Origin of the sequence: Methylobacterium cerastii (assembly GCF_022179125.1) — a bacterium.
Lineage (GTDB): Bacteria > Pseudomonadota > Alphaproteobacteria > Rhizobiales > Beijerinckiaceae > Methylobacterium > Methylobacterium cerastii.
Window position 1 is genome coordinate 33,207 of record NZ_BPQG01000044.1, and the last position, 21,848, is coordinate 55,054.

Below are 21,848 nucleotides of genomic sequence, written 5' to 3' on the forward strand. Positions count from 1 at the left end.
GGCGCGGTCGCCTGGAACGGGAGCGCCGCCGCGGATTATTCGACTGCGTCGTCCGTGACGAGGCCGGGCTCAGTCAGCATTGCGCTCGGCCCGGATGAGGCCACGCAACATCGATCGGTCCAGCTAGACGGCTTGGCTCGCCAGGCATCGTCGATGCGCCTCAGGGTCGACATCGAAGTCCTGCACGGGCATGTTCCGTGATCAGCAAGTCACGGGACAAGCCCTGATCTGCTGGGCATCGCATGTCCTCGAAGCGAGCCGACATCCACAGCGCCGGAAGTGCTTTCGAGAAGGTCTTGCCGCCGAAAAATCTTGCTAACGAAACGTCTTTCGCGGGTCGAACGCGTCGCGCACCGCCTCGCCAGCGAAGACCAGCAGGCTCAGCATCGCCGCGATCACCAGGAAGCCGGACAGGCCGAGCCACGGCGCGGTGAGGTTGTCCTTGCCCTGCGCCAGCAACTCGCCGAGCGAGGGGGAGCCCGGCGGCAGGCCGAAGCCGAGGAAGTCGAGCGAGGTCAGGGTGGTGATCGAACCGTTGAGGATGAACGGCAGGAAGGTCAGCGTCGCCACCATCGCGTTCGGCAGCAGGTGCACGGTCATGATGCGGACGTTGGACAAGCCGAGCGCCCGGGCCGCCCGCACGTATTCGAAGTTTCGCGCCCGCAGGAACTCGGCGCGCACGACGCTGACCAGCGCCACCCACGAGAACAGCAGCATGATGCCGAGCAGCACGAAGAAGCCGGGTGCGATGAAGGCCGAGATGATGATGATCAGGTAGAGCGTCGGGATGCCGCCCCAGACCTCGATGAAGCGCTGGAACGCCAGGTCGACCCAGCCGCCGAAATAGCCCTGCACCGCGCCGGCGACGACGCCGATCAGCGACGAGACGGCGGCCAGGATCAGCCCGAACAGCACCGAGATGCGGAACCCGTAGATCACGCGGGCGAGCACGTCGCGGGTGGTGTTGTCGGTGCCGAGCCAGTGCCAGGGGATGTTGGCGCAGCCCGCGCCCGGCGCCGTCTCGGTGGCCTGGCACTGCGCGTCGGTGAGCATCCAGGTCGGCGGCGAGGGTGAGGGGGTCGGCAATCCATCGTTGATGGTGTCGTAGGAGAACGGGATCGGCGGCCAGATCGCCCAGCCGTTCTCCGCGATCTCCTTGACGATCTCGGGCGTGCGATAGTCGGTGCGCGCCAGGAAGCCGCCGAACTTCTCCTCCGGGTAGTCGATCAGCACCGGAAACAGCCACTCGCCTTTGTAGGAGGCGACGATCGGCCGGTCGTTGGCCAGGATTTCCGCGAAAAGGCTGACGACGAACAGCGACAGGAAGATCAGGAACGAGACGTAGCCGAGCCGGTTCCGGCGGAAGTTCTCGAGCCGGCGCCGGTTGAGCGGCGACAGCCCGCCGCGGCGGGGTGCGAGCGGCCGCGCCTCGGGCAATCCCTCGCTCGGCCGCGGCACGATCGGCTGGGCCCCGGGCATCGGCGCCGAGACCGGGTCGCCCTCGGGGGGGCGGGCGATCTCGTTCATCGCGGGATGCTCCACAGAGGGTTCGCGGGATGCGCGTCGCGGCCCCCTCTCCCATGGGGAGAGGGTTGGGGTGAGGGGCGTGACCTCTCCGGTGCGTTCTCATCCCTCACTCTGTCCCTCTCCCGCCCGGGAGAGGGGACCCGCGATCCGATCCGAAGGCTCGGAGGGAGGTGTGAGCCTGCGCGACCGGCGATGCGCGTGCGAATGCCGATCAGCCGTCGATCCGCACGGCGGTGCCGTCGATCTCGTTGGGGCGGACGCCGCCGTTGCGCTCCATCCACCGGCGGAGCAGGCGGACGTTGCGGCGGTTGGCCTTGAAGGCCGCGTCGAACAGGTCGCCGGCGAGCGGCACGATGCCGATCGCGCCGTCGAAGGCGACGTTCAGCGCCATCCGGGCGATCAGCCAGCGCGGCGCGCCGATGCGGCGGGCCTCTGCGACGATGTAGGACGAGATCACCATGCCGGCGATGTCGCCAACGATCGGCACGAGCCCGATCACCGCCTCCAACCCGACCCGCCGGTTGATGCCGGGGATCAGGAAGGCGGAATCGAGCAGGTGCGCCAGCGCCTCGAGCCGGGCGAGCGTCGCCTCGCGGCTCTGGTCGCCGACGCGCAGCGTCGTGCCCGCACGCCAGCTCTGGGAGAAGGTCTGCGAGGAATCCATCGGGGGAGTCCGGTGAGCGGGGGGTGCCATCCGCGAAGATGTGGCGCCGCGACCCGGTTCCGGCAAGGATGTGGGCGGATGCCCGGCCCAGCTCCCTCACGCGGCCACCCGCCGGACCCCGGAGAGGCGGTCGAGCGCCGCGTCGAGCGGCGCGTCGGCCTTGGCGAAGCAGAGCCTCACGAGGTGGCGCACCGCCGCGTCAGGATAGAACGCGCTTACCGGGATCGCCGCGACGCGATGGTCACGCACCAACGCCTCGCAGAAGGCGACGTCGTCCGCAGGCACTCGCCCTGATTGTCCGAGCTCGGTGATGTCGACGTTGAGGAACCACGTCGCCTGCGCCGGCAGCACCGTGAAGCCGAGATGCCGGAGGCCGTCGGCGAGCCGGTCGCGCGAGCGGGCGTAGCCCACCCGCATGTCGGAAAAGTACGAATCCTCCTTGGCGAGGCCGAAGGCCACCGCCTCCTGCAGGTTCGGCGGGGTGGTGAAGGTGAGGAATTGGTGCGCCTTGGCGAGGGTGCGCATCAGCCCAGGCCCGGCCATCACGAACCCGACCTTCCAACCGGTGAGCGAGAAGATCTTGCCGGCCGAGCCGACCTTCACCGTGCGCTCCCGCATGCCGGGCAGCGCCATCAGCGGCCGGTGGCGGGCGCCGTCGAACACCACGTGCTCCCAGACCTCGTCGCACAGCGCGATCACGTTGTGGCGGACGCAGAACGCGGCCAGCATCGCGAGGTCGTCGGCCCCGAACAGGGTGGCGCTCGGGTTCAGCGGGTTGTTGAGCAGCACCACCTTCGTGCGCGGCCCGAAGGCGGCGGCCAGCGCCGCCTCGTCGAGGCGGAAGGCGGGGGGCGTCAACGTCACGATCCGGGGCACGCCGCCGGCGCGCAGCACCAGCGGCAGGTAGGCGTCGTACATCGGCGCGAACAGCACCACCTCGTCGCCGGGCGCGATCAGCGCCAGCAGCGCGCCGGCCAGCGCCTCGGTCGCGCCCGAGGTCACCATCACCTCGGTCTCGGGATCGAGGGCGAGCCCCTGGTGGCGGGCGTAATGCGCCGCCACCGCCGCGCGCAAGGATGGAAGCCCCATCATCGGCGGATATTGGTTCGAGCCTTCGACGAGCGCCCGGGCCCCGTGCGCGCGCATGTCGGCGGGACCCGGGTCGTCGGGAAACCCCTGCCCGAGGTTGATCGCGCCGTGCTCGCGCGCGAGCCGCGACATCGTCTCGAACACCGTGGTCGGGAGGCCGGAGAAGACCGGGTTCATGCGGGGCGTGGGGTGGACATCGGCCGGGTGATACCATGGCCCGAAGCGCCGGCGAAACGTGCGCGAGCGCACGCGGCCACCGCGACCCGCCGGGCCGGACGGCTGACGAATGTTGACATTCATCAGCCGTGAGGTAGCTTTCAGACACACGGCCGGTACGGCGCCGGCGGGGTTGGAACTCCGCCCCCTCGTTCCGATCCTGCCAGGCGCCGGACCGATCGTCGCGAGGCCCGCCAATTCGTTGGCGGGCCTTTTCGCGTTATGGCCTCTGCCAGATGCAACGGATCGCCGGAGCCTGCCATGTCCACCCGCCGCGCGCTCGCGCTGGCCTTCGCCTTCGGTGCCTTCGGACTCGGCCTGCGGCTCGCCGTCCCCGTGGCGCCGGTCGACGAGTCCTATCGCGACGTGGTGCGGTACTACCGCGCGCTGGAGCGTCCCTGAGGTGCCAGCAACAGCGCCGAAACATCGGCGCCGTACTGACGACGCATTGCGAAGCGAAGGCTCGGGTCGGCGAAAGCTCGGACCCACGCCGAGAACCGGGCCGCTCCGAGCGCGGGTGCCGCAGGGCGCGGGCCGTTCGGATGCCGTACAGGCGATCGAGGCCAAGGTGCTGGGCCAGGGTGCCGGATTCGCCCCGCGCGCCGACGAACGGTCGGCCCGCGGACGAAAACAGCGAGAGGATAGGGCGCGACACGGGCGCGGCGGCGTCCGGAACGTGGTCTAATCAGGCATGAACGAGAGCTCACCCATCCGCACGGACACGGCGCGCGCGTTCCAGCCGGATCCGGTCGCGTCGCCTGCGAAGACGCGGCGGTTCCGCCCATTGCGCTGGATGCTGCTGCTTCTGGCTCTGCTGGCGGCCGGCGCGATGGCCCACCGCTGGTACGACGGGCGCACGCAGGTCGCCGGCGGCCCCGGCGAGACCCAGGGCAGGGGCGGACGGGGCGGCGGCAAGCGCGGCGGCATGGACGTGCCCCAGGCGGTCGGCATCGCGCAGGTCGTCACCGGCGACATCCCGGTGGTGCTCCAGGGGCTCGGCACCGTCACGCCGCTGGCCACCGTCACCGTGAAATCGCAGATCAGCGGCTATCTCACCGAGATCGGGTTCCGCGAGGGCCAGACCGTGAAGAAGGGCGACTACCTCGCCCAGATCGACGCGCGGCCCTACGAGGCGTTGCTCGCCCAGTACCAGGGCCAGCTCGCCCGCGACCAGGCCCTGCTGCAGAACTCGAAGCTCGACCTCGCCCGCTTCCAGCGCCTCGCCCAGCAAGACTCGATCTCGAAGCAGAACGTCGACACCCAGGGCGCCCTGGTGAAGCAGAACGAGGGCACGGTCGCCTCCGACCAGGCCCTCGTCGACCAGCAGCGCCTCAACATCGCCTATGCCCGCATCGTCTCGCCGGTGGAGGGCCGGGTCGGCCTGCGCCAGGTCGACCAGGGCAACTACATCACCGCGGCCTCGACCAGCATCGTCGTCGTCACGCAGCTCCACCCGATCTCGGTGGTGTTCACCCTGCCCGAGGACGACGTCTCGCGGGTGATGCGCCGGGTGCGCGCCGGCGCCAAGCTCGTGGTCCGCGCCTACGACCGGGGCGACGCCCACGAGATCGCCACCGGCACCCTCGACACGGTCGACAACCAGATCGACGTCACCACCGGCACGGTGAAGCTGCGCGCCCTGTTCGAGAACAAGGACGAGGAGCTGTTTCCGAACCAGTTCGTCAACGCCAAGCTCACCGTCGACACGGTGGCGAACGCGGCTCTGGTCCCCAACGCGGCGATCCTGCAGGGCACCCCCGGCACCTACGTCTACCTGATGGACGGCGACGCCAAGGTCACGGTCCGCCCGATCAAGACCGGCGAGACCGACGGGACCAAGACCGTCGTGCTCTCCGGCCTGCAAGCTGGCGACCGCATCGTCACCGACGGCACCGACCGCCTGCGCGACGGCGCCCCGGTTCGGATCACGGAAGGCGTCGACGGCCAGAAGGTGACGCCTGCGGAGGCGCCTGCCGGCACCGAGCAGAAGCGCGGCCGCCGGCGGCAGCAACCGTGAGCATCGGGGTTCAGGACGCGCACCTCCCCTCTCCCCGCGGGCGGGGAGAGGCCCGCAAGGACTTCGTCGTCCGTGCGGGAAGCGAAGGCGCAGCCGAAGCGATGGTGAGGGGGAGTTTCCTCCGGGCCCGCCCCCTCACCGTCGGCTGCCGCCTCGCTGCGACGACGACGGGGTCGTTGTCGCCCTCTCCCCGCATGCGGGGCAAGGGGACGCGCACGGGCCGCCGCAGTGATCGCCTCCGCCTGTCCGAGAGTGCGCGGCCGGTATGAACCCCTCCCGCCTCTTCATCCTCCGCCCGGTCGCGACCACGCTGCTGATGCTGGCGATCCTGATCGTGGGCGGGGTGTCGTACCTGAACCTGCCGGTCTCGGCGCTGCCGTCGGTCGACTACCCGACGATCCAGGTGCAGACGTTCTATCCCGGCGCCAGCCCCGAGGTGATGACCTCGGCCGTCACCGCGCCGCTGGAGCGGCAGTTCGGGCAGCTGGCCAACCTCAACCAGATGACTTCGCAGTCTTCGGCCGGCGCCTCGGTCGTGACCTTGCAGTTCAACCTGGACCTGCCGCTCGACATCGCCGAGCAGCAGGTCCAGGCGGCGATCAACGCCGCCGGCAACCTGCTGCCGTCCGACCTTCCGGCGCCGCCGATCTACGCCAAGGTCAACCCGGCCGACGCGCCGGTGATCACGCTAGCGCTCACCTCCAAGACCCTGCCGCTGACGCAGGTGCGGGACCTCGCCGAGACGCGCCTCGCCCAGAAGATCAGCCAAGTGGCCGGCGTCGGCCTGGTGAGCATCTCCGGCGGCCAGCGGCCGGCGGTGCGGGTGCGGTTCAACGCGCGGGCGCTCGCGGCCTACGGCCTGAACATCGACGACCTGCGCACCACGATCACCAACCTCAACGTCAACACGCCGAAGGGCACCATCGACGGCCCGAAGCAGTCCTACGCGATCAACGCCAACGACCAGATCCAGGACCCGAAGGCCTACGACGACGCGATCATCGCCTACAAGAACGGCGCGCCGGTGAAGATGTCGGACGTGGCCGACGTGGTGCAGGGGCCGGAAAACACCAAGCTCGGCGCCTGGGCCGACGAGACGCCGGCGATCATCCTCAACATCCAGCGCCAGCCCGGCGCCAACGTCATCGCGACGGTCGACAAGATCAAGGCGCTGCTACCGCAGCTCCAGGGCACCCTGCCGGGCGCGATCCAGGTCAGCCTCCTCACCGACCGCACGGTGACGATCCGGGCGTCCGTCGAGGACGTGCAGTTCGAGCTCGGCCTCGCCATCGCCCTCGTGGTGCTGGTGATCTTCCTGTTCCTGCGCAGCCTGTCGGCGACACTGATCCCGAGCCTGTCGGTGCCGCTGTCGCTGATCGGCGCGCTCTCGGTGATGGACCTCTACGGCTTCTCCCTCGACAACCTGTCGCTGATGGCGCTCACCATCGCCACCGGCTTCGTCGTCGACGACGCCATCGTGGTGATCGAGAACATCGCCCGCCACGTCGAGGACGGCGATTCTCCCCTCGAAGCCGCGCTCAAGGGCAGCCGCGAGATCGGTTTCACCATCATCTCGCTCACCGTCTCGCTGATCGCGGTGCTGATCCCGCTGCTGTTCATGGGCGACGTGGTCGGGCGCCTGTTCCACGAATTCGCGATCACGCTGGCTGCCACCATCATCATCTCGGCGGTGGTGTCGCTGACGCTGGTGCCGATGCTGTGCGCGCGCCTGCTGAAGCACGTGCCGCACGCCGAGAGCCGCCGCCGCGAGGGCGTCCTCGGGCGGATGGGCCGGCGCGCCACCGAAGGCACCATCGCGGCCTACGGCCGGGCGCTGCGGGTGGTGCTCGACCACCAGGGCGTGACGCTGCTCGTCACCCTCGCGACCGTCGCGCTCACCGCCTTCCTGTTCGTGACGATCCCCAAGGGGTTCTTCCCGGTGCAGGACACCGGCGTGATCCAGGGGATCACGCAAGGCGACCAGACCCTCTCCTACGCGGCCATGGCCGAGCGGCAGCAACGCATCGCGAGCCTGATCCTCAAGGACCCGGACGTCGCCAACCTGTCCTCGTTCATCGGCGTCGACGGCCAGAACGTGACGTTGAACTCAGGGAGGTTCCTAATCAACCTGAAGCCGCAGGCCGAGCGGACCGAGCGGGCCGGCGCCATCATCCGCCGCATCCAGGCGGCCACCGCGGATGTCGCGGGCCTGCGCCTCTACATGCAGCCGGTGCAGGACCTGACGATCGACACCGCGGTCTCGGCGACGCAATACCAGGTGATCCTGGAGACCCCGAACCTCGAGGATTTCGAGACCTGGGTGCCGCGCTTCACCGACGCGCTGTCGAAGTCGCCGGTGGTGGCCGACGTGGCCAGCGACCACCAGGGCCAGGGCCTGGCCGCCTACGTGACCATCGACCGGCCGACGGCGGGGCGCTACGGCATCACGCCCGCCACCATCGACAACGCGCTCTACGACGCCTTCGGCCAGCGCATCATCTCGACGATCTTCACCCAGTCGAACCAGTACCGGGTGATCCTGGAGGCCGACCCGGACCTGCACCGGACCATCGCCAGCCTCGACGCGATCTACCTGCCCTCCTCCACTGCGACCAGCGGGCAGGTGCCGCTCTCGGCGGTCGCCCGGATCAGCGAGCGCCGGGCGCCGCTGCTGATCTCCCATCTCGGCCAGTTCCCGGCCACCACCGTGTCGTTCAACCTCGCGCCGGGCGCGGCGCTCGGCCAGGCCGTCGACGCGGTGGAGGAGGCGCGAAAAAGCATCGACCTGCCGCCGAGCTTTCGCGTGGTGCCCCAGGGCTCGGTCTTCGCCTTCCAGTCGGCGCTCGGCAACGAGCTGTTCCTGGTGATGGCGGCGATCGTCACCGTCTACATCGTGCTCGGCGTGCTCTACGAGAGCTTCATCCACCCGATCACCATCCTCTCGACGCTGCCCTCGGCGGGGATCGGCGCGCTCCTCGGGTTGATGATCTTCGGGCTCTCCCTCGACATCATCGCGATCATCGGCATCGTGCTCCTGATCGGTATCGTGAAGAAGAACGCGATCATGATGATCGACTTCGCGCTCCAGGCCGAGCGCGAGGAGGGCATGGCCCCGCGCGACGCGATCTACGAGGCCTGCCTGCTGCGCTTCCGCCCGATCCTGATGACGACGCTCGCCGCCCTGTTCGCGGCGATCCCGCTGATCGCCGGCACCGGCGTCGGCTCGGAGCTGCGCCAGCCGCTCGGCATCGTCATCGCCGGCGGGCTCATCGTCAGCCAGGTGCTGACGCTGTTCACGACGCCGGTGATCTACCTGTTCTTCGACCGCCTGGAACGCCGCATCACCGGCCGCCGCGAGCCCGAGCCGGACCTCCCGGCGGGCGAGGCGCTGCCGTGAGGGATATCGCAAGGGTTCGACGCATCCCCTCTCCCCGCGTGCGGGGAGAGGGCTTTGCCGACCTTGTCGTCGGCAAAGCGAGGCGGCAGCCGAAGGTGAGGGGGCTTCGCGGGATGAGCTTCGTCCGTGAACGCCCCCTCACCTTCACTTCGGCTTCGCCTGCGCTCCCCGCATGCACGACAAGGTGCATGCGGGCCTCTCCCCGCACGCGGGGAGAGGGGGACCGCGGCGCACGCCGCGCGGGCCTCCGCCCATGAACATCTCCGAGCCCTTCATCCGGCGCCCCGTCGCGACGACGCTGCTGACGGTCGGCGTGCTGCTGGCCGGGATCTTCGCGTTCCTGAAGCTGCCGGTGGCGCCGCTGCCGCAGGTGGATTTTCCGGTGATCCTCGTCCAGGCGCAGATGCCCGGCGCGAGCCCCGAGACCATGGCGGTGACCGTCGCCGCCCCCCTGGAGCGGCGGCTGGGCGCCATCGCAGACGTCAACGAGATGTCCTCGACGAGCTCCACCGGGAGCGTGCGGATCGTGCTGCTGTTCGGCCTCAGCCGCGACATCGACGGGGCGGCGCGCGACGTGCAGGCGGCGATCAACGCCGCGCGGGCCGACCTGCCGACGGCGCTCCGCCAGAACCCGACCTACCGGAAGTTCAACCCGGCCGACTCGCCGATCGTCATCCTCGGCATGACCTCGGACACGCTGACGCCGGGCCAACTCTACGATGCCGGCGCCACGGTGGTGCAGCAGAAGCTGTCGCAGCTGCCCGGCGTCGGCAACGTCGACATCGGCGGCTCATCGCTGCCGGCGGTGCGCGTCGAGCTCGATCCGACCGCCCTGTTCCACTACGGCATCGGCCTGGAGGGCATCCGCGCGGGGCTGGCCTCGGCCAACGCCAACTCGCCCAAAGGCGCGATCGAGGCGGGCGACCGCCGCTACCAGCTCTACGCCAACGACCAGGGCCGCAAAGCGTCCGATTACCGCGACCTCGTCGTGGCCTACCGCAACGGCGCTGCGGTGAAGCTCACGGATGTCGGCGAGGTGATCGACTCGGTCGAGGACCGGCGCAACCTCGGCGTGGTCAACGGGCGCCAGGGCGTGCTGCTGTTCGTCTACAAGCAGCCGGGCTCGAACGTCGTCGAGACCATCAACGGGGTGAAGGCGGCGCTGCCGCAGATCGTCTCGGCGCTGCCGGGCGGCATCGACGTGAAGCTCACCGGCGACCGCAGCGCCACGATCCGGGCGTCGCTCGCCGCCACCGAGGAGACGCTGCTGATCGCCGTCGGCCTCGTCATCCTGGTGGTGTTCGCGTTCCTGCGCTCGGGGCGTGCCACGCTGATCCCGGCGGTGGCGGTGCCGATCTCGATCGTCGGCACCTTCTCGGTGATGTACCTGCTGGGCTACTCGCTCAACATCCTGTCGCTGATGGCGCTGATCATCGGCACCGGCTTCGTCGTGGACGACGCCATCGTCGTGCTCGAGAACGTCCAGCGCCACATCGAGATGGGCAAGTCGCGCATCGAGGCGGCTTTGGTCGGCGCCCGCGAGGTCGGCTTCACCGTGATCTCGATGAGCCTGTCGCTCATCGCGGTGTTCCTGCCGATCCTGCTGATGGGCGGCCTGGTCGGGCGGATCTTCCAGGAATTCGCCGTGACCCTGTCGCTGGCAATCCTGATCTCGCTGGTGCTCTCGCTGACCACCACGCCGATGATGTGCGCGCGCTTCCTGCGCCCCGAGACCCATCGTTCGGGCAAGCGCCCCAACATCCTGATCCGCGGCCTGGAGGGCGCCTTCACCGGGACGCTCAACGCCTACGAGCGCACGTTGCGCGTCGCGCTGGCGCATCCGCGCCTGGTGCTGCTCGTGCTCGCCGCCACGATCGGGCTGAACGTCTACCTCTACGTCATCGTGCCGAAGGGCTTCTTCCCCGAGCAGGACACCGGCCAGATGATGGGCGGCATCCAGGCCGACCAGCGCATCTCGTTCCAGTCGATGGAGAAGAAGCTCAAGGAGGCCGCCGCCATCGTGCAGGCGGACCCGGCGGTGGACAGCGTCGTCGGCTTCACCGGCGGGCGCGGCACCAACTCGGCCAACGTCTTCGTCGGCCTGAAGCCCGCGGGCGAGCGCGTCTCGATCAGCGAGGTCGCCAACCGTCTGCGCCCGAAGCTGTCGCAGGTGGCCGGTGCGCGGCTCTACGTCTTCCCGCGCCAGGACCTGCAGATGGGCGGGCGCCAGAGCTTCGCCCAGTACCAATACACCCTGCAGGGCGACAGCGCGGCCGAACTCTACGCGGCGGCCCCGAAGCTGGTGCAGGCGTTGCAGAAGGACCCGACGTTTGCCGACGTCACCTCCGACCAGCAGGAGGGTGGGCTGGAGAGCCGGCTGGTGATCGATCGCGCCACCGCCTTCCGCTACGGCATCACGCCCGACAAGATCGACAACACCCTCTACGACGCCTTCGGCCAGCGCCAGGTCTCGACGATCTACAACCCGCTGAACCAGTACCACGTCGTGATGGAGATCGCGCCGCGCTACCTGGAGAACCCCGAGACCCTCAAGCAGCTCTACGTCTCGACCTCGGGCGGCAAGGCGCGGGGCTCGGCCACCACCAACGCGGTCGCCGGCACGGTGGCGGCGGCGCCCGCCAGCGCGGTCCCCTCCACGACGGCCGCGGCCGACGCCAGCACCAACGCCGCCGCGGTCGCCTCCGATTCCGCCCGGAACGCGGCCGCCAACGCCATCGCCGCCTCGAAGGGCAGCGCGTCTTCGAGCGCGCCGGTCTCGTCGTCGGTCGAGACGATGGTGCCGCTCTCGGCCTTCACGCGGGTGGAGACCGGCAACGCCCCGGTGCAGGTCAGCCACCAGGGCCTGTTCGTGGCGACGACGATCTCGTTCAACCTGGCGCCGGGCAAGAGCCTGTCGGACGCCACCGCCGCGATCGACAAGGCGATGTCGGAGTTGCGCCTGCCGGCCACCATCCACGGCGAATATGCGGGCGCTGCCAAGAACTACATCGCCTCGGCCTCGCGCCAGCCGCTGCTGATCCTGGCCGCGATCCTGGCGGTCTACGCGATCCTCGGCATCCTCTACGAGAGCTTCGTGCACCCGATCACGATTCTCTCGACGCTGCCCTCGGCGGGCATCGGCGCGCTGCTTGCCCTGCTGGTGACCGGCACCGAGTTCACGATCGTCGCCCTGATCGCGGTGTTCCTGCTGATCGGCATCGTCAAGAAGAACGCCATCATGATGATCGACTTCGCCCTCGACGCGGAGCGGACGCGGGGCGCGGCGCCGCGCGAGGCGATCTTCGAGGCCTGCCTCTTGCGCTTCCGCCCGATCATGATGACAACGCTGGCGGCGCTGCTCGGCGCGGCGCCGCTGATCTTCGGCGGCGGCGAGGGCTCCGAGCTCCGCCGCCCGCTCGGCATCGCCATCGCCGGCGGCCTGATCGTGAGCCAGATCCTGACCCTCTACACCACCCCCGTCGTCTACCTCTGCCTCGACCGCCTCCGGCACCGGGTGAACGCCCGCCGCCGCGGCGGAGCCGCGGCCGTGCCGGCGGGGGAATGATGCGGTTTCCGGCGATGCAGGACGGGGCGTGCGCACCCCCCTCTCCCCGCGCGCGGGGAGAGGGCTGCGACGACCCCGTCGTCGGCGCGGCGAGGCGGCAGCCGAGGGTGAGGGGGCTTCGATGGAAGAGCCTCGTCCTTCCCGGCCCCCTCACCGTCGCTTCCGCTCGCCGCCTGCACGCCAAGGTGCAGGCGGCCCTCTCCCCGCAGGCGGGGCGAGGGGATGCGCACCCAACGATGCGTCACCTCCTGAGGGCGGCCAGCCTCCTCGCCCTCACCACGGCGCTGTCCGCCTGCGTCGTCGGCCCGGACTATTCGCGCCCCTCGGTCGAGACGCCGCTGGCGTTCAAGCAGGGTGGCACCCGCGAGGATTCGGCCGCCTTCGTCGCGTCGCGCAAGAACTGGCGCGCGGCGGCGCCCAACGACGGGGCCGAGCGCGGCGACTGGTGGCGGGTCTTTCGCGATCCGACCCTCGACCGGCTGATCCGCCTCGTCGATGTCGACAACCAGTCCTTACGCCAATCCGTGGCGAACTTCCGGCAGGCGCGAGCGCTGGTCGAGTCGGCCCAGGCGGCGCTCTACCCGACGGTCGTCGGCGCCCCGAGCATCACCCGCTCGCGCACGGTCGGCACCGAGCGCACCTCCGTCTCGATCCAGGGACAGGCGAGCTGGGAGCTCGACCTGTTCGGCCGCATCCGCCGGACCATCGAGACCGAGGCGGCGCTGGCCCAGGCCGACGCCGCGACGCTGGCGCTGACCCGCCTGACGATCCAGGCCGAGGTCGCGAACAACTACCTGTCGCTGCGCTACGCCGACTCGCTGGTGCGGGTGCTCAACGCCAACGTCGAGAACTTCAAGCGCACGGTGGCGATCACCGAGAACCAGTACAATGCCGGCGTCGCCGCGCGCTCGGACGTGATCACCGCGCAGACGCAGGTGCAGACCACCCAGGCGGCGGCGATCGCAGCGACGCTCACCCGCGCCCAGTTCGAGAACGCGATCGCGACGCTGATCGGCCGCCCGCCCTCGGAGCTGTCGCTGGCGGTGGCGCCGCTGGCCCTCGTGCCGCCGGCGGTGCCGGTCGGCATCCCGGCGTCCCTCCTGGAGCGCCGCCCGGACGTGGCCCAGGCCGAGCGCGCCGTCCAGGCGCAGAGCGAGCAGATCGGCGTCGCCGTGGCCGCCCTCTACCCGAGCGTGACGCTGTCAGCGTCGGGCGGCATTTCGGGGCTTACCCGTACCGGCCTCCTGTCGGCGGCCAACCAGGTCTGGGCGGTGACGGCGGCCGGCAGCGAGGTGCTGTTCGATGGAGGCGCGCGCTCGGCGGCGATCACCGCCTCGCGGGCCGGCTACGACGCTTCGGTGGCGAACTACCGCCAGACCGTGCTCGCCGCCTTCGCCGACGTCGAGAACGGCCTCGTCGGCATCCGCATCCTCGCCCGCCAGCAGGTGGCGCAGGACGAGGCGGTGACGCTCGCCCGCCGCGCCGTCGAGATCACGCTGAACGAGTACCGCGCCGGCACCCAGAACTTCACCACCGTGGTCACCGCCCAGGCGCTGCAGCTCAACAACGAGGTCGCCGCGCTGCAGGTGCGGCTCTCGCGCTTCACCACCGCCGTGAGCCTGATCCGGGCGCTCGGCGGCGGCTGGGATGCGCGCGCGCTGCCGAGCGATTCCGAGCTGAAGGGCCCGCGCCTGCCGATCGACCTCTCGCCCGCGGTGCACCCGGACGAGTAGGGGGCGCACACGCGCGACGCGTTCCCCTCCCCGCTGAAAGGGGGGAGGGAGAGGCCGAACCGCTCAAGCCCGCCGCAGGCGCAGCCCGAACAGGTGGAGCAGGCCGGCGAGCAGCCCGCCGTAGACGGCCGCGCCCGCGACGCCGAGCAGCGCCAGCACCGCGACCTCGCGGCCGCGCGGCAGGGCGGGCACGAGGGATTCCACCACCGGCAGCCCGTAGACCGCCACCAGCGCGAGGGCGGCGCAGCTGAGCGCCACGCCGAGGATGGTGAGGCCCAGCGTCCGGCTCGGCGCGGTCCAGCCGCGGCGCCAGGCGAGGGCGACGAGGATCAGCAGGTTGACCCACTGGCTGATCGCGGTGGCGAGCGCGAGACCGACGACGCCGTAGGGGCCGGTGAGCCAGAGCTTCAGCACGACGTTGACGGCAATCGCCGTGAGCGAGGCCCAGAGCGGGGTCCTGGTGTCCTGCCGGCTGTAGAAACTCGCCACCGCCGAGCGCACCAGCACGACGGCCGGCAGCGCCAGCCCGTAGGCGGCCAGCACCGACGCCGCGCGGGCGGCGTCGTCCGCCGAGAACGCGCCGCGCTGGAACAGGGCGGCCATGGTCAGGCCGGGCAGGGTCAGGAAGGCCACCGTGAACGGGGCGGAGAGCGCGAGCGAGAACCCGGCGGCACGGTTCTGCGCGGCATGCGCGCCGGACACGTCCCCGGCCGCGATCCGCCGACTCATCTCCGGCAGCAGCACCGTGCCGGCGGCGATGGCGATGACGCCGAAGGGCAGCTGGTAGAGCCGGTCGGCGTAGTACAATGCCGAGACCGCGCCGGTGGGCAGGAAGCTCGCGATGATGGTGTCGGCAAACGTCGCGATCTGGAACCCGGCCGCGCCCACCACCGCCGGCCCGAGCACGGCGAAGAACCGGCGCATCGCCGGATCGCGCAAGCTAGGGCGGCTGAGCCGCGGCGCGACGCCCGCCCGCCGGCAGCCCCACCACAGCAGTCCGAACTGGAGCACGCCCGAGACCGCGACACCCCAGGCGGCCGCGTGCGCCGCGTCGGGGAACAGGAAGGCCAGGCTGAGCGCCGCCAGCATCGCCAGGTTCAAGAGAACCGGGGCGCCGGCCGCCACCGCGAAGCGGCGCTGGGCGTTCAGCACGCCGGAGAGCAGCGTCACCAGGGTCATGAACAGCAGGTAGGGGAAGGTGATCCGCGTCAGCGCCACCGCGAGGTCGAAGCGCTGCGGGTCCTCCGCGAAGCCCGGCGCCAGCGCCCGCACCACCCACGGCATCGCGGGGATCGCCACCGCCAGCAGCACGACCTGCACGGCCAGCATCAGCGTGAAGATCCGGTCGGCGAAGCGTTGCGCCGCGCCGTCCGCCCCGGCCTCCGACAGCCCGGCATAGGCCGGCACGAAGGCGGTGTTGAACGCCCCCTCGCCGAAGATCGCGCGGAAATGGTTCGGCAGGCGGAAGGCGACGACGAAGGCGTCGGCCATCGGCCCGGCCCCCATCACCGCGGCCATCACCACGTCGCGGGCGAACCCCGTGACCCGCGACACCAGCGTCCAGCCGCCGACGGAGAGGATCGCGCGGATCACCGGTTCGTCCCGAATGCGAGTGCCGTCACGCCGCCCACCGTCACTGCTGCCCGGCGGAGGCTTACGGTTGCGGCCACCGGCAACGCAAGCGGGTGGCAGGCGAGGGGGGAGCGGCCGCAGGCGAGGGAAGCGGTCGCGAGCCGCTTACGCCACGCTCTCGATCCGGATCGGCAGGCGGCGGTGGCGCTGGCCGGTGGCGTGGTAGACCGCGTTGGCGATGGCCGCGTTGACGCCGATGATGCCGAGTTCTCCCAGTCCCTTCAGGCCGAGCGGATTCACCTTTGCGTCCGGGTCGGGGACGAACAGGACCTCGATCTCGGGCGTGTCGGCCGCGGTGGCGACGAGGTATTCGGCGAGGTCCGCGTTGCAGTAATGGCCGCGGTCGAGCACCGTCTCCTCCAGCAGCGCCGAGCCGAGTCCCCAGATCATGCCGCCCGCGAGCTGGCTGCGGGCGGTGAGCGGGTTGAGGATGCGTCCGGCCGCGAACGCCCCGAGCAGGCGCGGCACGCGGATCTCCCCGGTCTCGGCGTGGACGCGCACCTCGGCGAACTGCGCGCCGAAGGCCCAGGACAGGTGGTCGCCGCCGCTGGCGAGGTTGATGTGCCCGGCGCGCAGGGCCTCGAGGCTCTTGGCGCTGCCGTCCTCGGGGACGAACTCGGCGAGGGTCTCGATGCCGGCGGAGTCGAGGCGGGCGACCGCCTCGCCGAGCGGCACGCCGCCCCCGTCGGCCTGCGCCAGCCGCCCGCCGACGAGGCGCAGGCGCGCGGGGTCGGCCCCGGCCAGCGGCCCGTCGGCGGCGGTGCATGCGGCGACCAGACGCGCGCGGATCTGCTCGCAGGCGAGCGCCAGGGTGTTGAGCAGGCTCGTGGTGGTCGAGGAGCCGCCCGAGATGCCGGCCGGCGGCAGCGCCGTGTCGCCGAGCCGCACCGTCACGGCCGCCATCGGCACGCCGAGCCCGTCGGCGGCGGCCATCGCCAGCAGCGTTGTGATGCCGTTGCCGATCTCGTGGTGGGCGGTCTCGACCGCGACCCGGCCGTCGGCGGCAAGCGCGACGCGCATGGTCGCGGCGGCGATCTTCACCGGCCGCACCGAGGTCGCGCAGCCGAGGCCGACCCGCCACGGACCGTCCGGGAGACGGTCGTCGCGCATCGCGCCGGGCCGCGGGTCGCGGCGCGCCCAGCCGAACGCGGCAGCCCCCGCATCGAAGCAGGCCATCAGCGGGCGCGACGAGAACGGCTTGCCCGAGACCGGGTCGGTCGGGGTGTCGTTGCGCCGCCGGAGCTCGATCGGATCGAGGCCGAGGGTCCAGGCCATCTCGTCGACCGCGCTTTCCAGGGCGAACAGGTAGGGCACCTCGGGGGGCGCCCGCATCGGGCCGGGCGTGTTGCGGTCGACCCGCACGGCGCGCTCGTCGGTGCGGATGTCGGGGCAGGCGTAGAGGCTCGCGGTCACGTCGGTGCCCTCCATCGCGAAGGCATCGAAGCGCGAGGTCGTCATCGTCGCCTCGTGGACCAGGGCGGTGAGGCGGCCGTCGCGGTCGGCGCCGAGGCGGATGTCGTGGCGGGTCTCCGGGCGGTGGTTCGCGATGGTGAAGCCCTGCCTCCGGGTCGGCACCAGGGACACCGGGCGGCCGAGGTCGCGGGCGGCAAGCGCCACCAGGGCCGTGTGCTGCGACAGAGCGAGCTTCGAGCCGAAATGGCCGCCGATCGGCCCCGATACGACGCGGACGTCCTCTGGCGCGAGGCCGAGCTGCGCGGCGAGCCCGTGCTGCAGCGCGCCGACGTAGCGGGACGGCTCGTGCACGGTGAGCCGCCGGCCCTCCCAGAAACAGGCGGTGGTGAACAGCTCCATCGGGTTGTGGTGCTGCGTGGGCGTCTCGTAGCGGGCGGCGATCCGCACTTCTGCCCGCGCCAGGGCGGCGTCGGCGTCGCCGCGGCCCGGATCCGCGTGCTCGGGCTTCAGGTCGGCCAGCCGGACGGTCTCGGCGCCGGCCTCGTCGAAGGTGGCGGCGAACGGCGCCTCCGCGTACGCGACGCGGACGCGGGCGGCGGCCGCCGTCGCCGCCTCCTGCGTCTCGGCCACGACGAGGGCAACGATCTGGCCGGCATAGGCGACCTCATCGGAGCCGAGGGGAAGGTGCGCGCTGTTGGCGTAGCCGCCGGCCATCAGGTGCTTCACCGGCGCGATCCGGCCGGCGAGCTCGCGATGGGTGAAGACGCGCAGGCACCCGGGCGTCGCCATGGCCGCGGAGAGGTCGAAGCCGCGGATGCGCCCGCGCACGATCGTGCTGGTGACGAGCGCCGCGTGCGCGCACCCCTTCAGCGGGACGTCGGAGGAGAACCGCGCCCGGCCCGTCACCTTGGCCGGGCCGTCGACCCGAACCTGCGGGCGTCCGAGCAGGCCTTCCTCGGCACCGGTTTTGGCCGGGTCGGCGATCGGGTGGTCCATTGGCGCGCTCCACTTCCCATCGGTCCGAGGCCGGTATTTCGCTTCGGTCCGGGACCGGTCGAATGGAGGTGTGCCGCGCTCTCCCGGCGGCAAGGTCTTGGGGCCGGCCCGCGGCGATCCGCGCTCAGGTCGCAGCGCGGCCGCGGGGGATCAGCTTCTGGATGAGGCTCCAGTACGAGACCGGAACGAGGCGCTCGATCAGCGCGACCAGCTTCGCGTCCGTACCGACGAGCACCCGGCCCTGCCGGCGCTCCACCGCCGCCAGGATGATCGCGGCGGCCCGTTCCGGCGGCAGCTTGAGCAGGCTGTTGGCGGCGGCACGGCCCCGGGCGGCCTCCTCCGGAGTCATGTGCGCGGGCAGGCGCGCGCTGTCGGCCACCGAGGTGGCGACGCCGCCCGGATGCACCACCGTGACGCCGACCGAGCTGCCGGCGAGCTCGTGGGCAAGCGCCTGCGAGAAGCCGCGCACTGCGAACTTGCTCGCCGCGTAGGCGGTCTGGCCCGGCGGCGCGATCAGCCCGTAGAGGCTCGACAGGTTGACGATCCGCGCCTCGGGCTGCGCGCGCAGCAGCGGCAGGAAGGCGCGGGTCATGCGGACCACGCCCCAGAAGTTGATCTCGAATAGCCATTCGAAGTCGGCTTCCGTCACGTCGTCGAAAGTGCCGCCGACCGCCACGCCGGCGTTGTTGACCAGCAGGTCGAGTCCGCCATGGGCCGCCTCAACCACTGCCGGCAGCGCGGCGACGGCCTCGCGGTCTGCGACGTCCAGCGCGTGCCGGCTGATGCGGACGCGGTTCGTCGCGATCACCCGCTCGGTCTCCTCCAGCCCGGCGACGTTGCGGTCGGCCAGCGCCAGGTTGCAACCGCGGGCGGCGAGCCCCACCGCCAACGCCCGGCCGATGCCGCTCGCCGCCCCGGTGACGACGGCCGTGCGGTTCTCGAGGTTCCAGTTCGGCATGGGGGGCCTTTCCCTTCGTTTCGATGCCGTGGCGTCGGTGTCGTGATCGCCCGGTCATCCGCTTTGGCGCTTGCGATGTCGGAAAACCGAAGACGCACGGGTCCCCTCTGCCGTTCGGGAGAGGGGGCCGGTCGGCGCCATCCCGCCCCAGTGAGAATCCTACGCCGCGCGCTTGGCCGGTTCGCTGCGCGAAAACCGCATTGTGCCGTCGTCGAGGCGGCCGAACTTCAGGGCTGCGGTGTCGAGGATGTAGTTCTGGTGCAGCTTCCACGGCTTGGTGTCGGCCTGCTTCGGCAGCAGGTGCGCGGCGCGGGTGACATAGCCGGAGGTGAGCGGCAGGGTCGGCGTCGCGTTGAGGCGAGCAACATCCGCCAGAGGTTCGCAGCGCGTGAACCCATTCGCGTCCATGTGCTTGATGAGCCGGCAAAGATAGCGCGCGGTGAGCTCGCTCTTAAGGGTCCACGAGGCGTTGGTGTAGCCGATCGTCACCGCGAAGTTCGGCACGCCGGACAGCATCATGCCCTTGTACAGGAACGTGTCTTCCGGCTCGACCGCACGGCCGTCGACGGTGAGCGTCATGCCGCCGAGCAGCTTCATCCGCAGGCCCGTGGCGGTGACGACGATGTCGGCCGGCAGCGTCTTGCCGGAGGCGAGCCGGAGCCCGTCCTCGGTGAAGCTCGCGATCGTGTCGGTCTCGACCGAGGCGGCGCCGGAGCGGATCGCCTTGAACAAGTCGCCGTCCGGCACGAGGCAGAGGCGCTGGTCCCAGGGCTTGTAGCTCGGGGTGAAATGCTTGCCGACATCGTAGTCGGGGCCGAGCTGCGCGCGCACGCCGTCGAGGATGCGCTGGGTCATCGCCTGCGGCTTCCTGCGTGCGAACTGGTAGAAGACAATCCCCAGCGCCACGTTCTTGGCCCGCGTCAGCCGGTGGGCGAGGCCGGCGGGCAGCTTTTGGCGCAGCCAATCGGCGATCTGGTCCCGGCTCGGCAGGGCGACGACGTAGGTCGGCGAGCGCTGCAGCATCGTGACGTGCCGCGCGGTCTCGGCCATCGCCGGCACCAGCGTCACCGCGGTCGCGCCCGAGCCGATCACCACCACGCGCTTGCCCGCCCAGGACAGGTCCTCGGGCCAGGCCTGCGGATGCACAACCGGCCCCGCGAAGCGCTCGCGGCCGGGGAAGTCCGGGCTGTAGCCGTGATCGTACGCATAGTAGCCGGCGCACACCGACAGCATCCGGCAGGTGTAGCGCACCGGCTCGGCCGCCGCGCCGACCTCGGCGTCCAGCGTCCACAACGCGGCGGCCGAATCCCAGGCCGCCCGCACGACCCGGGTGCCGAAGCGGATGTGTCGGTCGATGCCCTCGGCCGTCGCGGTCTCGCGCACGTAGGCCAGGATCGAGGCGCCGTCGGCGATCGCCTTGTCGCTGCGCCAGGGGCGGAAGCTGAAGCCGAAGGTGTAGAGGTCGGAATCCGAGCGCAGCCCGGGATAGCGGAACAGGTCCCAGGTGCCGCCGATCGCGTCGCGGGCCTCAAGGATCGCGTAGGTCTTCTGCGGGCACTCGGTCTGGAGGTAGTGCCCCATGACGATGCCCGAGAGGCCGGCACCCACCACCAGCACGTCGACGTGCCGGGCCTCACGCCCGGCCGCCGCAGCAAAACCGATCTTGGCAGGCGCAGCCGCTTTGGTGGGCGCAGCATCGTCGGCGGCGTCGTTCATGGCGTCTCGGCTCCGGCGGTTTCTCTCTGTGCTTGTATTTAAGGTGAACACCTTATGGACGTCAACGGGCGGGCGCCGTAGAACGCCCTTGGTGCCGGTGACGGGGCCGAACGCGGCCGGGCCGCGCGGGACCGCAAGCGGGTCCACCGCCCGTGGCAGGCAGGTCGAATGAAGCGTCGCAGGTCGGATCGGGCAGCGCAGGAACCGGGAGACGCGGCTCGCCCCGTCACGCGCGCCGCGCGGGCGAAGGCGCCGGCCGGTGAAACGGCCGAAGGCGCACCGAAGCGGACCGGCACGCGCGCGCGCGTCCTCGCGACGTGCCGCGACCTGTTCAACGAGCGCGGGCCTGCCGCGGTCACCACCGCCGAGATCGCCGCCGCGGTCGGCATCAACGAGGGCAACCTGTACTATCACTTCCAGCGCAAGGAGCAGATCCTGGAGGCGCTGTTCTCCGACTTCGAGCGCCGGCTGGAGGCGGTGGCCACCGCCCACGCCACGGCGGACGGTCGGGCGCGCTACGCCCCCTACCTCGCCGGCTGGTTCACGCTGATGTGGGAGTGGCGCTTCTTCTACCGCGACGGCGGCACGATCTTCCGGCTCGCCCCGTCCCTGCGGCCGCGGCTAAAGAGCCTGAGCGACGCCGGCCAGGACCACGTCCGGCAGGCGCTGGCAGGCATGAAGGCGGCGGGGCTGCTCAGCGCAGGCACCGCCGAGACCGAGCACCTGATCGTTAACGCCTGGATCGTCTCGACCTACTGGATCGACTACCTGCGTTCGCGCCGCGGCCTCGACGAGGTTCGGCGCGAGCACCTGGACTGGGGTGCGGCCCAGGTGGCGAGCCTGTTCCGGCCCTACCTGACCGAGGCCGGGCTCGCCGCGGCAGAGCTGGGCTGAGCGCGCATCGGCCGCGACGAAAGCCGCCCTC

Annotated in this window: 13 protein-coding genes; 6 read left to right on the top strand and 7 right to left on the bottom strand. The window is 71.1% G+C overall.

Going from position 1 to position 21,848, the window contains the following annotated elements:
- Positions 1 to 315: 315 nt before the first annotated feature.
- From MFF13_RS14225 to MFF13_RS14235, 3 genes are all read right to left on the bottom strand, one after another.
- The gene (locus MFF13_RS14225; RefSeq protein ID WP_147830746.1) at positions 316 to 1,527 is read right to left on the bottom strand and encodes an ABC transporter permease; all 1,212 of its coding nucleotides are present in this window, start codon (positions 1,525 to 1,527) and stop codon (positions 316 to 318) included.
- A gap of 211 nt (positions 1,528 to 1,738) precedes the next feature.
- Entirely contained in the window at positions 1,739 to 2,191 is a 453-nt protein-coding gene (locus MFF13_RS14230) for a DUF4112 domain-containing protein (protein WP_147753055.1), read from the bottom strand.
- A 96-nt stretch (positions 2,192 to 2,287) separates the two neighbouring features.
- Positions 2,288 to 3,457 carry an aminotransferase gene (locus MFF13_RS14235; RefSeq protein ID WP_147830744.1) on the bottom strand — a complete coding sequence of 390 codons (1,170 nt, stop codon included), beginning with the start codon at positions 3,455 to 3,457 and terminating at the stop codon, positions 2,288 to 2,290.
- A gap of 300 nt (positions 3,458 to 3,757) precedes the next feature.
- Between MFF13_RS14235 and MFF13_RS14240 the strand changes: the two genes are divergently transcribed.
- From MFF13_RS14240 to MFF13_RS14270, 5 genes are all read left to right on the top strand, one after another.
- Complete coding sequence (locus tag MFF13_RS14240) at positions 3,758 to 3,898, top strand: hypothetical protein (protein WP_187273722.1); 141 nt, start codon at positions 3,758 to 3,760, stop codon at positions 3,896 to 3,898.
- A 289-nt stretch (positions 3,899 to 4,187) separates the two neighbouring features.
- Positions 4,188 to 5,513: an MdtA/MuxA family multidrug efflux RND transporter periplasmic adaptor subunit gene (locus MFF13_RS14245; RefSeq protein WP_147830741.1), complete on the top strand. Its 1,326-nt coding sequence runs from the start codon at positions 4,188 to 4,190 to the stop codon at positions 5,511 to 5,513.
- 265 nt (positions 5,514 to 5,778) lie between these two features.
- Complete coding sequence (locus MFF13_RS14250) at positions 5,779 to 8,910, top strand: MdtB/MuxB family multidrug efflux RND transporter permease subunit (protein ID WP_147830739.1); 3,132 nt, start codon at positions 5,779 to 5,781, stop codon at positions 8,908 to 8,910.
- A 253-nt stretch (positions 8,911 to 9,163) separates the two neighbouring features.
- Positions 9,164 to 12,475, top strand: a complete 3,312-nt coding sequence (locus MFF13_RS14260) for an efflux RND transporter permease subunit (protein ID WP_147753052.1) — start codon at positions 9,164 to 9,166, stop codon at positions 12,473 to 12,475.
- Between the two features lie 236 nt (positions 12,476 to 12,711).
- Entirely contained in the window at positions 12,712 to 14,208 is a 1,497-nt protein-coding gene (locus tag MFF13_RS14270; protein WP_147830737.1) for an efflux transporter outer membrane subunit, read from the top strand.
- Between the two features lie 63 nt (positions 14,209 to 14,271).
- On the opposite strand, the gene murJ is transcribed toward MFF13_RS14270, so the two are convergent.
- The 4 genes from murJ to MFF13_RS14290 all read right to left on the bottom strand — a co-directional run bounded on the left by murJ (position 14,272) and on the right by MFF13_RS14290 (position 20,923).
- Positions 14,272 to 15,801 carry a murein biosynthesis integral membrane protein MurJ gene (gene murJ / locus MFF13_RS14275; protein WP_147830735.1) on the bottom strand — a complete coding sequence of 510 codons (1,530 nt, stop codon included), beginning with the start codon at positions 15,799 to 15,801 and terminating at the stop codon, positions 14,272 to 14,274.
- A 144-nt stretch (positions 15,802 to 15,945) separates the two neighbouring features.
- Positions 15,946 to 18,249: a xanthine dehydrogenase family protein molybdopterin-binding subunit gene (locus tag MFF13_RS14280; RefSeq protein WP_147830733.1), complete on the bottom strand. Its 2,304-nt coding sequence runs from the start codon at positions 18,247 to 18,249 to the stop codon at positions 15,946 to 15,948.
- Positions 18,250 to 18,373: 124 nt separating this feature from the next.
- Complete coding sequence (locus MFF13_RS14285) at positions 18,374 to 19,207, bottom strand: SDR family NAD(P)-dependent oxidoreductase (protein ID WP_147830731.1); 834 nt, start codon at positions 19,205 to 19,207, stop codon at positions 18,374 to 18,376.
- Between the two features lie 159 nt (positions 19,208 to 19,366).
- The gene (locus tag MFF13_RS14290; protein ID WP_147830729.1) at positions 19,367 to 20,923 is read right to left on the bottom strand and encodes a flavin-containing monooxygenase; all 1,557 of its coding nucleotides are present in this window, start codon (positions 20,921 to 20,923) and stop codon (positions 19,367 to 19,369) included.
- Positions 20,924 to 21,091: 168 nt separating this feature from the next.
- Between MFF13_RS14290 and MFF13_RS14295 the strand changes: the two genes are divergently transcribed.
- The gene (locus MFF13_RS14295) at positions 21,092 to 21,817 is read left to right on the top strand and encodes a TetR/AcrR family transcriptional regulator (protein WP_147830727.1); all 726 of its coding nucleotides are present in this window, start codon (positions 21,092 to 21,094) and stop codon (positions 21,815 to 21,817) included.
- The last annotated feature ends 31 nt before the right edge of the window (positions 21,818 to 21,848 follow it).